The sequence below is a fragment of the Methylobacterium sp. J-068 genome (genome assembly GCF_022829445.1).
Classification (GTDB): domain Bacteria; phylum Pseudomonadota; class Alphaproteobacteria; order Rhizobiales; family Beijerinckiaceae; genus Methylobacterium.
Genome location: NZ_JAKSXY010000078.1, coordinates 42,353 through 55,306 on the forward strand (window position 1 = coordinate 42,353; position 12,954 = coordinate 55,306).

13 protein-coding genes are annotated in these 12,954 nt (G+C 72.3%); 7 read left to right on the plus strand and 6 right to left on the minus strand.

What is annotated here, in order from left to right:
* Positions 1-81: 81 nt before the first annotated feature.
* Positions 82-1,992, minus strand: a complete 1,911-nt coding sequence (locus MKK54_RS11905) for a LysM peptidoglycan-binding domain-containing protein (RefSeq protein ID WP_244011091.1) — start codon at positions 1,990-1,992, stop codon at positions 82-84.
* A 218-nt stretch (positions 1,993-2,210) separates the two neighbouring features.
* Here MKK54_RS11905 and MKK54_RS11910 point away from each other — a divergent pair, with 218 nt between their 5' ends.
* A complete protein-coding gene (locus MKK54_RS11910; protein WP_244011093.1) occupies positions 2,211-2,813 on the plus strand; it encodes a TIGR00730 family Rossman fold protein in 603 nt (200 codons plus the stop codon).
* 4 nt (positions 2,814-2,817) lie between these two features.
* On the opposite strand, the gene MKK54_RS11915 is transcribed toward MKK54_RS11910, so the two are convergent.
* Positions 2,818-3,780: a TAXI family TRAP transporter solute-binding subunit gene (locus MKK54_RS11915; RefSeq protein ID WP_244011095.1), complete on the minus strand. Its 963-nt coding sequence runs from the start codon at positions 3,778-3,780 to the stop codon at positions 2,818-2,820.
* A gap of 183 nt (positions 3,781-3,963) precedes the next feature.
* Between MKK54_RS11915 and MKK54_RS11920 the strand changes: the two genes are divergently transcribed.
* The 4 genes from MKK54_RS11920 to MKK54_RS11935 all read left to right on the plus strand — a co-directional run bounded on the left by MKK54_RS11920 (position 3,964) and on the right by MKK54_RS11935 (position 7,250).
* A complete protein-coding gene (locus MKK54_RS11920; RefSeq protein ID WP_244011192.1) occupies positions 3,964-5,016 on the plus strand; it encodes an iron ABC transporter substrate-binding protein in 1,053 nt (350 codons plus the stop codon).
* 17 nt (positions 5,017-5,033) lie between these two features.
* A complete protein-coding gene (locus MKK54_RS11925; RefSeq protein WP_244011098.1) occupies positions 5,034-6,068 on the plus strand; it encodes a FecCD family ABC transporter permease in 1,035 nt (344 codons plus the stop codon).
* Positions 6,065-6,841, plus strand: coding sequence for an ABC transporter ATP-binding protein (locus MKK54_RS11930; RefSeq protein ID WP_244011193.1), 777 nt, complete (start codon positions 6,065-6,067; stop codon positions 6,839-6,841). The genes MKK54_RS11925 and MKK54_RS11930 overlap by 4 nt, the downstream gene beginning before the upstream one ends.
* Positions 6,842-6,962: 121 nt before the next feature.
* The gene (locus tag MKK54_RS11935) at positions 6,963-7,250 is read left to right on the plus strand and encodes an MTH1187 family thiamine-binding protein (RefSeq protein ID WP_244011100.1); all 288 of its coding nucleotides are present in this window, start codon (positions 6,963-6,965) and stop codon (positions 7,248-7,250) included.
* Positions 7,251-7,366: 116 nt separating this feature from the next.
* Here MKK54_RS11935 and MKK54_RS11940 read toward each other — a convergent pair whose 3' ends face one another.
* Positions 7,367-8,326 (minus strand): DMT family transporter, encoded by a 960-nt coding sequence (locus MKK54_RS11940; RefSeq protein ID WP_244011101.1) that lies wholly within the window; start codon positions 8,324-8,326, stop codon positions 7,367-7,369.
* 151 nt (positions 8,327-8,477) lie between these two features.
* Entirely contained in the window at positions 8,478-9,857 is a 1,380-nt protein-coding gene (gene cysS / locus MKK54_RS11945) for a cysteine--tRNA ligase (protein WP_244011103.1), read from the minus strand.
* 312 nt (positions 9,858-10,169) lie between these two features.
* Here cysS and MKK54_RS11950 point away from each other — a divergent pair, with 312 nt between their 5' ends.
* A complete protein-coding gene (locus MKK54_RS11950; RefSeq protein ID WP_244011105.1) occupies positions 10,170-10,511 on the plus strand; it encodes a hypothetical protein in 342 nt (113 codons plus the stop codon).
* Between the two features lie 61 nt (positions 10,512-10,572).
* Here the strand turns inward: MKK54_RS11950 and MKK54_RS11955 are convergent, their stop codons facing one another.
* A complete protein-coding gene (locus tag MKK54_RS11955) occupies positions 10,573-11,091 on the minus strand; it encodes a CreA family protein (RefSeq protein WP_244011107.1) in 519 nt (172 codons plus the stop codon).
* Positions 11,092-11,268: 177 nt separating this feature from the next.
* Between MKK54_RS11955 and MKK54_RS11960 the strand changes: the two genes are divergently transcribed.
* On the plus strand, positions 11,269-12,288 hold the full coding sequence (locus MKK54_RS11960) for a DUF2865 domain-containing protein (RefSeq protein WP_244011109.1): 1,020 nt from the start codon (positions 11,269-11,271) through the stop codon (positions 12,286-12,288).
* A gap of 157 nt (positions 12,289-12,445) precedes the next feature.
* Here MKK54_RS11960 and MKK54_RS24660 read toward each other — a convergent pair whose 3' ends face one another.
* Positions 12,446-12,913: a hypothetical protein gene (locus MKK54_RS24660; protein ID WP_244011111.1), complete on the minus strand. Its 468-nt coding sequence runs from the start codon at positions 12,911-12,913 to the stop codon at positions 12,446-12,448.
* Positions 12,914-12,954: the final 41 nt, after the last annotated feature.

Sequence of the window (12,954 nt, forward strand, 5' to 3'; positions counted from 1 at the left end):
CTTCGCGGCGGGCGCCGGATGTCGGGCGTCCAACCGCTGCCCCCCGATCGCGCCAGGATTCCTGTCCCTGCGGATGGGGTCTCACCCCCGCGTGCCGGCCTGGGGCACCGCCGCCGTGCCGTCGCTCGGCAGGACGAAGATCTGCCCCGGATAGATCAGGTCCGGGTTGCGGATCTGCGGCTGGTTGGCGTCGTAGATCACCGTGTACCGGGTGCCCTTGCCGTAGATCCGCCGGCTGATCTGCCACAGGCTGTCGCCCCGGACGATCGTCGCGGTGCCCACCTCGGGGACGAACACCGTGGGCGTTCCCGGCGCCGCGTCGGATGCCCCGCGTGGAGGGGCCGATGCGGCGCTGCCGGGTGGGGCGGAAGGGGGGGCGGCTTGCGCGGCCTCGCGGCGAGGGACTTCGCGGGGAGTGGCCTCGGGCGGAGTGGCCTCGGGCAGGAGCGGCGGCCTGGACGGTGCCGCTGCCACCGCGCTTGCGCCGGTGCCTTCCTGGGGAACTGAATTGGGCGCCGCCTTGGGCACCGCCCCGGCCACCGTCTCGGCCGGTTCCCTGGTCGTCGGCGTCCTGATCGCCGGTCCTTGGGCCGTTTCCCCGGACGCCGCCCCCGGACGCGCCGGCTGCGCCAGCGCGGTGGGGGGCTCCGGTGTCCCCGGCCGTCCGGCCGGGGCCGGCGCCGCGCTGCCGGGTGCCACGCCGGCCACGTCCGGCGCGGCCTTCGCGGCGGGCCTGCTCACGGCGGCGGGTACCGTGAAGGGCACTTCCGAGCGCGCCTTCACCTTGCCGGAGACCGGATCGACTTGGTCGATTCGGATCTTGTACGCACCCGGCCGGACGCCCCGCCCGATGGTGAAGGCGACGCGGCCATCGGGGCCCGCGCTGCCCGGTGCCACCAGGGTGTCGTTCAGGTAGAGCCGCACGGTGGCGCCGGGCTGGGCCTGGCTCGTGACGTAGAGCCGTCCGCCATCCTCCGCCTCGACGCTGACGATCTTCACCGGCGCGCTCGTCTCAGGTGCCGCCGCCCCGGCGCCCTCGGGGCCGGACTTCGCCGCATCCGTGGCGGCCGTCGCGCCGGCCGGCTTCGACGGCTCCGTCCCGGGAGATGGGGAGGCGGCGGCGTTGGCCGACCCGGCCTTGCCCGCGCCGGGCACGTTCGTTGCGAGCCGATCGCCGTCCGGCGCGACGCGGCCGGGAGAGGCGCGGTCGGGGCTGGCGGGTCCTGGTTTCGCGGATTCGGGTCTGCCCGGCACCTGGGCGGCGGAGGCCAATGCGGGGTCCGGCTGCGAGAGCACGATGGTGGGCTTGTCGGGGGAAGTCAGGGCGATGAGGGGCTTGGCGGTGCGGTTCGCGGCGACCACCACGGCCACGCTGTCCCGCGAGACGTGGGTCCGGCCGTCGGCGCCGGTCACCCGCAGGGTGATCTCACTGTTGCCGGTGGGGAGGGCCGGGGGCACGATGGCGAACTGGCCGGAGGGGTCGACGAGCGCACGGGCAATCGGCGTGGCGTCGCGCAGCAACTCGACGGTCGTGTTGGGCGTCGCCCGCCCGGCGATCACCGCCTCGCCGTCCGGCTCGATCCGGATGATGTCGAAGGTCGGCGCCGCGCCGGGTTGCGGCGCGCTCGGGCCTCGGTCCGGCACCGGCTCCGAGCCTGGCCGCGCCTCCAGGGCCGCCCGGGGCTTTCCCTGCGGCGGTGCCGCTCCCTCCCCGGAGCGGGCGCCTTGATCGACCGGAGGCTTCGCGTCGCCCGCCAGGGGCTTCGCATCGACGGCCGGGGGCTTGTCCTCCCCTGCCGGGGGCTTGCCATCGCCTGCCAGGGGCTTGCCATCGCCGACCAGCGGCACGGCCTGATCGTCCAGGAGGCCGGTGGGCGACCCGAGGCCGCGCTTGAAGAACGTGCCCGCGCCGTAGAGGGTGACCACGAGGGCAAAGCCCGCCAGAAGCCCCACGCAGGCGAGGAAGATGCTCCGTCGCAACTCCGCCCTCATGACACGCCACTCCTTCGTCCACCGGCGCGGCGGCCGAAATCCCGCCGTGGCGGGATCAGGCCCGTCGACAAACCGGCGATTGATGGCGACATATTAGCGGACATGATCGGAACACCAAATCCCAACCGCCGCCCCAGGGCCGGATCTCCCGTGAAATCAGCAGTTTGGACCGTGGATGGGCGCGCGCACGCGCGCCTCGCGGCGCATGGAGGCCAGGCATGGCGCGCTTGAAGACGGTCTGTGTCTATTGCGGCTCCGGGTTCGGCGGCGATCCCGCCTTCACGGCGGCGGCCGAGACCCTCGGCCGGGCGCTGGCGGAGGCAGGCCTCGGCCTCGTCTACGGCGGCGGCAATGTCGGGCTGATGGGCACCGTCGCGCGCGCGGTCCTGGAGAATGGCGGCCACGTCACCGGCATCATCCCCGACTTCCTGAAGTCGCGCGAGCGCATGCTCGACGAGATCCAGGAAACCATCGTCGTCGAGGACATGCACACCCGCAAGCGGCTGATGTTCGAGCGCTCCGACGCCTTCGTGGCCCTGCCCGGCGGCATCGGCACCCTGGAGGAACTGGTGGAGCAGCTCACCTGGGCGCAACTCGGCCAGCACCGGAAGCCGATCCTGCTGCTCTCCGTGGCGGATTTCTGGACGCCGCTGCTGACGCTGCTCGACCACATGCGCGCCCACGGCTTCATCCGCGAGGGGCTCGACCTGAGCTACCTCGTGGCGACCGAGGCCGCCGACGTGGTCGCCGCCCTGCGCGACGCGGCCGGCGCCACCCCGCCCGCCCCCGTCGCCGAGGCGCTGGTGGCGGAGCGGTTCTGAGCGGCTACCGCGCGGCCCCGGAATCCCGCAGGTAGGCCGCGCTCGCGGGGTGCAGCCAGGCCGGCGGGACCGCCGCGGCGAGGTTGCGCGGGTTGGGATCGGCGGCCGGCGGGTAGCCCCGGTCCATCGCCCGCACGAGGCGCGCGACGGCGCCCGCGTCGAGGCCGGGCCGCGCCAGGATGAAACTCCAGGACCCCACCGTGTCGATCGGCGCATCCTGGCCCTTCAGCGCGCCGGCCGGGACGGTGACCCGCCGCAGGGAGGGGTGCAGCGACAGGATGCGCGCAATGGCCTCCGGGGCGGGGCCGAAGAACCGCGCCCCCTCCGGCGCATCCGCGAGGATGCGGAAGCCGGGCCAGCCGGTCCCCGCGCCCCAGAGCGCCGCCGCGCGCCCGTCCAGCACCATGACGGCGCCGTCGCCCGCGCGGTCCAGGAGGATCGGTTCGATGTCGCGCTCGGGGTCGATCCCCGATCCGCGCAGGACCATCCGGCCCATGGTGGTGAGGCCGGACGCGTGGGTGCCGAGCGCGATGCGTTTGCCGCGCAGGTCGTCCACGCGGCGGATCGGGGAGCCGGCGGGCACGACGAACAGGCCCGGCGACGCGCTCACCGGCGCCGCCACGCTCAAGCCTTCGCCGGGCGCAAGCCCTTCGCCGGGCGCAAGCCCGGCCGCCAGGGCGTCGTAGGCGTAATCCCCCTGCACCAGGGCGAGATCGACGGTGCCGGCCCTCAGGAGCGCGAGGTTCTCCTGCGAGCCCTTGCTCGGCATCGGAACGAGCGTCAGCCCGGGATCGACCCGGTGGACCACGTCCGCGAGCGCCTGCCCGAAGGCCGGGAACGATCCGCCCGGCGTGGCGGTGGCGAGGACGAGGCGGGTCTCGGGATCGTCCGCGCGCGCGGGGCTCGGCGGGCCCGACATCGCGATTCCGAGGAGGGGGGCTCCCAGGATGAACGAGCGCCTCAGCATGGTTCGGCTCCGTCAGGGGACGTTCTCGGCCAGGGGCTCAAGTGATGCCCCGCAATGTGCCCGATGCCCGCGTGGGCGCCACCGTATGCGAAACGCCTCCGGTGACCTACATGCGTGCGCCTGGACCGAAGGCTTCCGGAACGTCGCATGCGCCTGCCCAACTTCCAAACGCTCGCCCGGCGGATGCCCGTCTGGACGGCCAGGGTCTCGCGGCCGTTTCTCGCGGGACTCGGCCTTCTCGCCGCCGCGCAAGCCGAGGCGCGGCCCTTCACGGACGCGGCCGGGCGCGTCGTCGAGGTGCCCGAGCGCCCGGCCCGCATCCTGGCCGCCGGGCCGCCGGCCTCCGTCCTGCTCTACACCCTCGCGCCCGACCGGATGGTGGGCTGGATCCGCGGCCCGACCCCGGAGGAGAAGCCCTACCTCGCCCCCGGGACGCGGGACCTGCCGGCCACCGGCCGTCTGACCGGGCGCGGCGGCAGCGCCAATGTCGAGGCGGTCCTGGGCCTCAAGCCGGATCTCATCGTCGATGTCGGCAGCACCGGGCCGACCTACGTCTCCCTCGCCGACCGGGTGCAGGCGCAGACCGGCATCCCCTACGTGCTCCTCGACGGGCATTTCGACCGGACGGCGGAGAGCTACCGCCGCCTCGGGGCGCTCATCGGGGCGCAAGGACCGGCCGCCGATCTGGCGAGCGCCGCCGAGGCCATCGTAGCGGAGGTGACGCGGGCCGTCGCCACGGTGCCGGACGAGCGCCGGCCGCGCGTCTACTACGCCCGTGGGCCGAAGGGACTCGAGACCGGGCTCGGCGGCTCGATCAACGTCGAACTGCTCGACGTTCTCGGGGCTCGCAACGTCGCGGCCGGGGCCGGCCCCGGCGGCCTCGCCAACGTCTCGCCCGAGCAGGTCCTGGCCTGGAACCCGGATGTCATCATCACCCAGGATTCCGGTTTTCGAAGCGGGATCGCCGCCGATCCGCTCTGGTCGGGCCTGAAGGCCGTGCGCGAGGGCCGCGTCTACCAGGCGCCCGCTCTGCCCTTCGGCTGGTTCGACGCGCCCCCCGGCGCCAACCGCCTGATCGGCATCCGCTGGCTCGCGAGCCTGCTCTACCCGGACCTGTTTCCGCGAGGGCTCGACGCCGCGACGCGGGATTTCTACCGGCGCTTCTACCACGTCGACCTCGATGCCGCGCAGGTCGATGAACTCCTCTCGGACGCGACGCCCGGTCCCAAGCCGTGAGCCCCGAGACCGAGGTCGTGTCCCGGTCCCGCCCGGGTCCGCGCGTCCGGAGGCTGCGGTCGGTCGTGCTGCCGGTCCTCGCCCTCCTCGCGCTCGTCGTGCTCGCGCTCGCCACCGGCCGCTTCGCCGTTCCCCTCGGCGACGTGTTTCGCATTCTCGCCGGGAAACTCCTCGGCCTGCCGGTCCATGCCGATCCGGCGATGCAGACCGTCATCCTCCAGGTCCGCCTGCCGCGCGTCGTCGCCGCGCTGGTGGTGGGCGCGGCCCTCGCGGCGGCCGGCGCGACCTATCAGGGCCTGTTCCGCAACCCGCTGGTCTCGCCGGACATCCTCGGCGTCTCGGCCGGCGCCAGCCTCGGGGCGGTGCTCGGTATCTTCCTGTCCCTGCCGGTGGCGGCGATCCAGGGCCTCGCCTTCGCCGGCGGGCTCGCCGCCGTGGCGGCGGTCTACGCCGTCGGCGCGGCGGTGCGGCGGCACGACCCGGTGCTGACCCTGGTGCTGGCCGGCGTCGCCATCGGGGCGGTGCTCGGCTCGGCCATCTCGCTCCTGAAGGTGCTGGCCGACCCCTACAACCAGCTTCCGGCCATCACCTACTGGCTCTTGGGCAGCCTCGCCTCGGCGAGCCTGAATGACGTCGCCGCGATCCTGCCCGCGATCGGGATCGGCCTCGTGCCCCTGGTGCTGCTGCGCTGGCGCATGAACCTCATGAGCCTCGGCGAGGAGGAGGCCCGCGCCCTCGGCGTCGAGACGCGGACCCTGCGCCCGGTGCTGATCGCGGCCGCGACCCTGGTCACCGCCGCCTCGGTCTCGGTGACGGGGGTGATCGGCTGGATCGGCCTCCTGGTGCCGCACGTGGCCCGGCTCCTGGTGGGGCCGGACTTCCGGCGCCTGCTGCCGGCCTCCCTGCTGCTCGGGGCCGGCTACCTGCTGGCCGTCGACCTCGTGGCCCGCACCCTCGCGCCGATCGAGGTGCCGCTCGGCATCCTCACCGCGCTGATCGGCGCGCCGTTCTTCCTCTGGCTGCTCGCCAGCGGGAAGCGGGGTTGGGCCTGATGCTCACCGTCACGGACCTCGCCTTCGGCTACGGCGCCCGGCCCATCGGCGCGGGCCTCGACCTCACCGTGGCGGCCGGCGAGGTTCTGTGCCTGCTGGGGCCCAACGGCGGCGGCAAGACCACGCTGTTCAAGACCCTGCTCGGCCTGCTCCCGCCGCTTGCCGGCGCGATCCGCCTCGACGGCGCGGACGTGGCCCGCTGGTCCCGGCGCCGGCTGGCGGGGAGCCTCGGCTACGTGCCCCAGGCGCAGGGCGCGACCTTCCCGTTCCGGGTGTTCGACGTGGTGCTGATGGGCCGCGCGAGCCGGCTCGGCCCCTTCGCGAGCCCCGGGCCGGCGGACCACGCCATCGCGGCCCGCGCCCTCGCGACCCTGGAGATCGGGCACCTCTCCGAGCGGACCTACACCGAGATCAGCGGCGGCGAGCGCCAGATGGTGCTGATCGCGCGGGCGCTGGCCGGCGAACCCCGGCTCCTCGTGATGGACGAGCCCACCGCGAGCCTCGATTTCGGCAACCAGACCCGCGTGCTGGCCCAGGTCCGGCGCCTGTCGCGCGCCGGCATCGCCGTGGTTCTCTCGACCCACGACCCCGGCCACGCCTTCCTCTGCGCCGACCGGGTGGCGCTGCTGCACGAGGGCCGGCTGCTGGCCCTCGGCACGCCGGCCGATACCATCACGCCCGAGACCCTCGCGCGGATCTACGGCGTCGCCGTCGCCGTGGTGCCCCTGCCGGGGCATCGCCATTCGGTCTGCGCGCCGCTGTTGCCCGAATAGGCTCGCGAAGCTCTGCCCCCGACGACCACGCCCCTGCGAGCCGAAAGCGGCGCGGCCTTCGATTTGACAAGCCACGGGTCCTGCCGGATCTCACGCCGGGTTCAACACCGGGAGCAGCCCCATGAAGGTCGTCGCGGATCTGTGCATCGTTCCGATGGGCGTCGGCCCCTCGGTCTCGCCCTACGTGCGGGAGATCAAGGCGATCATCGACGCGAGCCCGCTCAACGCCGAGATGCACGCCAACGGCACCAACATCGAGGGCGAATTGAGCGAGATCTGCACGCTGATCGAGGCCTGCGAGGCGCGCCTCGCCGAGATCGGCGTGCAGCGCGTGTTCTTCACCATGGCGTTCTCGTCGCGGCGCGACAAGGAGCAGGCCATGGCCGATAAGCTCGCGGCGGTGTTGTAGATGGCGGCCGCCCGGGGTGAGCCGTCTGTTCCCCTCTCAGCGGGCGGTCCCGATCAACCGGCGCATCGATTCCTCCGGGATGGCGGATTCAGCCTTCGCTCGAGCGCCGCCCGCATTCAGATGTCCTGGCCCTGATAGACCTCGGGCGGAAGGCGTCGTCGCCGCCGACCAAAAGCCCAGAGGCGGCCGTCGATGGCTGCCAGTCCGCAACCGATCAACGCCATGCCGACCCAGTGCCGCGGATCGAGGCGTTCGCCGAGTACGACGGCACCCAGTAGGATGGCCGTGATCGGAATGAGAAAGGTGACGAGGAGAAGATTCGTCGCTCCCGCCGTTGCCAAGATGCGGAAGTACAAGACGTAGGCGAGCGCCGTCGACAAGGCCGCGATGCCCACGATCGCCCCCCACGCCGGGGCACTGGGTACTGGCATGGTCCAGGGCCGATCCGCCACGAGGGCGAGGGGCAGAAGCAGGAGGGTGGATGCCGTGACCTGCCCTGCGGCCGTCGCGAGTGGCGGAACGCCCATCCGCTGGAAGCGCCGCCCGAAGATGCCGGCGCAGGCGTAGGACAGGGCGGCGCCCAGTATGGCGACCTGCGCCATGAGGTCGGCTCCGAGGCCCGCGAGTGCAGCTGGTCCGACCATCACGGCAACGCCCGTGAGGCCGACGAGCACGCCTGCGATCCGGTTACCGGTCATCCGCTCGTCGGCGGTAAGCAGTTGGGCCGCGACGACGGTGAAGAGCGGCGTGGTCGCGTTCAGGATGGCGGCGAGCCCGGAGGCGATGTGGGTTTGACCCCATACGATCAGACAGAAGGGGACGGCGTTATTGAGCAGGCCCATGCCGAGAAAGGCGGTCCAGGCTCGGGCCTCACGCGGCATTTCAAGACCGGAGAGAAGGACGACGACGTTCAGGATCAGGGCGGCGAGCCCGACGCGTAGGGAGACGAGCGTGAACGGCGGCACTGCGTCGAGCGCCACCTGCGTGAAGAAGAACGACCCGCCCCAGAGCACGGATAGGATGAGCAGCATCGCCCATTCAGGCGCGGACATCGTGCGGTTGATGGCAGGTAGCATGACGGATCTCTCGCTGGCTCGACCCGTCCTATGATTTCGACTGGGGACATGCGTCCCGTTTCTTGCTTCCAAATCCTTCGGTTGGAAACCGCCCATCACCGGCGCCCGATTCCGTCAATGCAAGGTCCTGTCTCCTCGACCGGGACTGCCCTCAGGACACCACGCTCCAGGTCGTGCCGTCCTTGCCGTCCTTCACGGCGACGCCCATCCCCAGGAGTTCGTCGCGGACCCGGTCGGAGGCGGCCCAGTCCTTGGCGGCGCGGGCCGCGCGACGGGCCTCGATCAGCGCCTCGACGCGGGGCACGTCGATGCCTGCCGCCGCAATCGTGCCCTGGTCGCGGGCCGACTTGGTCTGGCCCAGGAGCCCGAGCAGGTTGGCGCCGGCCTTGAGCGCGGCCGGGTCGTCGAGGCGGTGTAGTTCGGAGAGTGCCGCCGCCGTGTTGAGGTCGTCCAGCAGCGGTTCGAGCACGGAGTCGGGCAGCGTCGGGGCAGGGGCCGCGTCGCCCACGAGCCCGTACCAGCGCTCGATCATCCGGGCCGCCTCCTCCAGGCCGCGCAGGGTCCAGTCGATGGGCTGGCGGTAATGGGTCTTGAGCATGGCCAGACGCGCGACCTCGCCCGGCCAGTCCTTCAGCACGTCGCGGATGGTGATGAAGTTGCCCAGCGACTTCGACATCTTCTCCCCCTCCACCTGGAGGAAGCCGTTGTGCAGCCAGACATTGGCCATCACGTCGGTGGAAAAGCAGCAGCGCGACTGCGCCACCTCGTTCTCGTGGTGGGGGAAGATGAGGTCGATGCCGCCCGCATGGATGTCGAAGCGCTCGCCGAGATGCTTCCACGACATCGCCGAGCATTCGATGTGCCAGCCGGGGCGCCCCGGCTCCGCGAGGCCGCAGGGCGAGGGCCAGGCGGGTTCGCCGGGCTTCGAGGGCTTCCACAGCACGAAGTCGAGGGGCGAACGCTTGTAGGGCGCGACCTCGACGCGGGCGCCGGCCTCCATCTCGTCGAGGGGGCGCTTCGAGAGCGCGCCGTAATCGGGCATCGCGGGTACGTCGAACAGCACGTGCCCCTCCGCCACGTAGGCGTGGCCCGTGCGCACCAGCCCCTCGATGATCGCGTGCATCTCGCCGATGTGATCGGTGGCGCGCGGCTCGACGAAGCGCGGGCGCCCGCCCGCCACGTTCACGTCCTCGGGCATCAGCACGCCGAGTTCGCGGATGTCGGCGTGGAAGGCGCGCAGGGTGCCGTCGGTGAGTTCGCGGATCGAGATGCCGCGTTCGGCCGCGCGCGCGTTGATCTTGTCGTCCACGTCCGTGACGTTGCGGGCATAGGTGACGTGCGCCTCGCCGTATTGGTGGCGCAGCAGGCGAAACAGCAGGTCGAAGACGATGATCGGCCGGGCGTTGCCGATATGGGCCGCGTCGTAGACCGTGGGGCCGCAGGCATACATCCGCACGTGCGTCGGATCGATCGGCGTGAAGGCGGCCTTCTCGCGGGTCAGCGTGTTGTAGAGCCGCAACATCGAGCCCATGAAACTTTCCTCAGCGTCCCGGGCGCCAACCGCGCGCGCCCATCCCGATCGGCCGCACGGCCTTGGTTTCCCGCGGCTTTTGCCGCGCCGCGCCCGGCGGCCCGCCACGTCTTCGCCGCCTTCCGTCCGGGCACCTGTTGCCCAGAGGCGACGGCCGGCCGGCCCGTCCTGCGCTACCCCAAAACGATGAGCAATTCGAGAACGACGCCGGGGCGCCTTTCCGCGAAAGCGTCCCATCGGGGAAAGGGTTTGTTTACCCGTTGCCCTGAGATTTTCGCCCCATACGCATCCGTCATCAGCAAGGTTCTGCCCATGCGCCGCGCGGCCGCCGAGATCGGCGCACTCCTTCTCTTCGCCCTGACCGCTCACGCCGCCCTGGCGGCGGGCGACGGCGAGGGGCCGGGTCAAGCGCCCGTCGCCGTCGAGAAGACCTTCCTGATCCCGCCGAGCGAGGGCTACGGCGTCGGCGACTGCCTGACCAACGGCGAGAGCGCCTGCGGCCAGGTGGTGGCCAATGCCTGGTGCGAGGCCCAGGGCTTCGCCTCGGCCGGCTCCTTCGGCGTCGCCGCCGCGGACGAGTACACGGGCGCGATTCCCGAGGCTCCGGTGGTGAAGCCCGCCGAGCGCCCGATCCGCATCACCTGCCAGGATTGAGATCGGTCCGGATCGAGCCGCCCCGCGCCGTCCCGTTCGGGGAACGGCGCGAGCGCGTCCCCTACTTTTCCATGAATGCGTCGCAGCGCTGGGGCGGCTCCGTGCCCCAGGGCATCAGCGGCACGGCCGAGGTCGAGTTCTTGGGTGAACCCTGGATCACCTTGTCCGAATAGACCATGTAGATCAGCGTGTTGCGCTTGGCGTCGCAGCCGCGCACGATCTGCATCGACTTGAAGATCAACGAGCGGCGCTCGCTGAACACCACCGCGCCCTGCTTGAACTTCTCCTTGAACTGCACCGGCCCGACCTGACGGCAGGCGAGCGAGATGTCGGAGACATCCTCCGCGAGGCCGAGGGTGCCCTTGATGCCGCCCTTTTCCGGCTGCGTGTACCAGCAGGCGACGCCCGCCACCGCCGGATCGTCGATGCCGTAGACCACCAGCTTGTCGTTGGGGGTCAGCGGCCGCCACACCGTCGACTTGTCGAAGATGCGGTCCGCATCGTCCGCCCGCGCGGCGTGCGGCGCGAGCCCCAGTCCCAACGCCAGCACGCAGCCTGTGAGACCCCGAAGCCACATCATCGTATCATTCCCCTCAGTTTGTTCCGGGCGCATGTGGGAAGGGTGTCGCCGCCGCGCGAGGGTCGCTAGTAAACTTCCGCTTCGCCCGTTCGTCTCCGCTTCGCCGAATCCCGCTTCGCCGAGTCTCCCCCACAGGGTCTCGCGCGGCGTCGTTCCAACACCCATCGCAGTCAGGCCATGCCGCTGATCCCTTTCCAGATCCGCACGCTCGTCCGGGTGCTCGCCGGGTCCCTGGCTGGTTCCCTCGCCGCGCTCGCCTTGGGCGGCGCCGCCGAGGCGCAGACCTCCGCCTGCCTGCGCTACCGCTCCGAGCTCGCCGGGCTCAGCGACGGCGCCAGCACGGCGCGGGCGCTGCAGAACGAGATCGGGCGCCTCAACGCCTATTACCGCACTCTCAATTGCGAGGGCGGCAAGTTCCTGTTCTTCGATTCGCGCCCGCCCCAGTGCGGCGCGGTGGAGCAGCGCATCCGCGCGCTCAATGCCGGCTACGGCGCCGAGAACGGCGAGGTCACGGCCGCGCGCCGGCGCCAGCTGACGGAGGCCATCGCCGCCGCCTGCACGGACCCGGCGAGCCGCAGCCTGATCCGGGCCGCCGACGGGGCGCCCGGCGAGCAGCGGGCGCGGGGCGGCGCGCAGGTGATCTGCGTGCGCACCTGCGACGGCGCCTACTTTCCGATGACCAACCTGCCCGACGGCCGCGAGGGCGCCGACGAGCTCTGCCAGGCCCTCTGCCCGGGCACCGAGGCCGCCGCCTACTCGATGCCCCACGGTGACGACGCCCTGAAGCACGCCGCCACCCTCAAGGGCAGCCGGGCCTACGTCTCGCTGGCCAACGCGTTCAAGTTCCGCACGAGCTTCACCCCGAACTGCTCCTGCAAGCGCGAGGGCCAGAGCTGGGCGCAGTCGCTGGTCAAGGCCGAGAGCATGCTGGTCCGGCACAAGGGCGACATCTTCGTGACGCCGATGCAGGCCGAGGCCCTGTCGCGCCCGCCCAAGGTGCGCCTCACCCTGGTGGGCCGGGCGGACAAGACCGCTGCCGGGCTCGCCGCCGACGCGGCCTCCCGCAGCGGCGTGACCACCTCGGACGCGGCCACCGCGCCGGAGCCGGCCGCCGCCCCGACCGGGGAGGAGCGCCAGCCCGTACGGATCATCGCCCCCAACCTGTTCTCGACGACGACGCGCTCCGGCGCCCCCTGAGCGGAAGCGAGCCCCGCGAGAGGGGCTCCCGGCGACATCCGGTTCCCCGGAACCGGAACCGGAGCGCGGAAATGGGGAAAACGGGAACCATCGCGCCCGCATTCTGTTCCGAAGGCCTCATCAACCATCGTGAGTGCCTTCGATGCGGAGCATCCGCCTACTTCTCCTGACCGGCACGATCCTGCCGGCCCTCGCCCTGCCCGGCCCCGTCGCGGCCCGTCCGGATGCCGAGATGGCCGGCACCATCGTGCTGGCGCAGGGAGGACCGGGCGAAGGACCTCGCGGCGGGGAAGGTCCGCGTGGTGGGGAGGGTCCTCGTGGTGGCCCGCCGGGCGGGCGCGAGCGCCCCGAGCCGCGCCAGGAGCGCCCCGAACCTCGGCAGGAGCGACCGGAGCGTCAAGCGCCGCGTCCCGAGCCGCGCCAGGAGCGGCCCGAACCGAGGCAGGAGCGGCCCGAGCCGCGCCAGGAACGTCCCGAGCCGAGACAGGAGCGTCCCGCGCCCCGTCCGGAGCCGCGCCAGGAGCGACCGGAACCCAGGCAGGAGCGCCCGGAGCCGCGCCAGGAACGCCCGGCCGCCCGCCCGGACCAGCCCGCGCAGCCGCGCCCAGATCGCCCGGAGCGCCAAGATCGTCTGGAACGCCAGGATCGTGAGGAGCGCGGCGGTCC

Bases quoted from the DNA above. Each gene is read 5' to 3' on its own strand.
- MKK54_RS11905 (WP_244011091.1), bottom strand. From the start codon at position 1,992: ATGAGGGCGGAGTTGCGACGGAGCATCTTCCTCGCCTGCGTGGGGCTT.
- MKK54_RS11910 (WP_244011093.1), top strand. From the start codon at position 2,211: ATGGCGCGCTTGAAGACGGTCTGTGTCTATTGCGGCTCCGGGTTCGGC.
- MKK54_RS11915 (WP_244011095.1), bottom strand. From the start codon at position 3,780: ATGCTGAGGCGCTCGTTCATCCTGGGAGCCCCCCTCCTCGGAATCGCG.
- MKK54_RS11920 (WP_244011192.1), top strand. From the start codon at position 3,964: ATGCCCGTCTGGACGGCCAGGGTCTCGCGGCCGTTTCTCGCGGGACTC.
- MKK54_RS11935 (WP_244011100.1), top strand. From the start codon at position 6,963: ATGAAGGTCGTCGCGGATCTGTGCATCGTTCCGATGGGCGTCGGCCCC.
- MKK54_RS11940 (WP_244011101.1), bottom strand. From the start codon at position 8,326: ATGCTACCTGCCATCAACCGCACGATGTCCGCGCCTGAATGGGCGATG.
- cysS (WP_244011103.1), bottom strand. From the start codon at position 9,857: ATGGGCTCGATGTTGCGGCTCTACAACACGCTGACCCGCGAGAAGGCC.
- MKK54_RS11950 (WP_244011105.1), top strand. From the start codon at position 10,170: ATGCGCCGCGCGGCCGCCGAGATCGGCGCACTCCTTCTCTTCGCCCTG.
- MKK54_RS11955 (WP_244011107.1), bottom strand. From the start codon at position 11,091: ATGATGTGGCTTCGGGGTCTCACAGGCTGCGTGCTGGCGTTGGGACTG.
- MKK54_RS11960 (WP_244011109.1), top strand. From the start codon at position 11,269: ATGCCGCTGATCCCTTTCCAGATCCGCACGCTCGTCCGGGTGCTCGCC.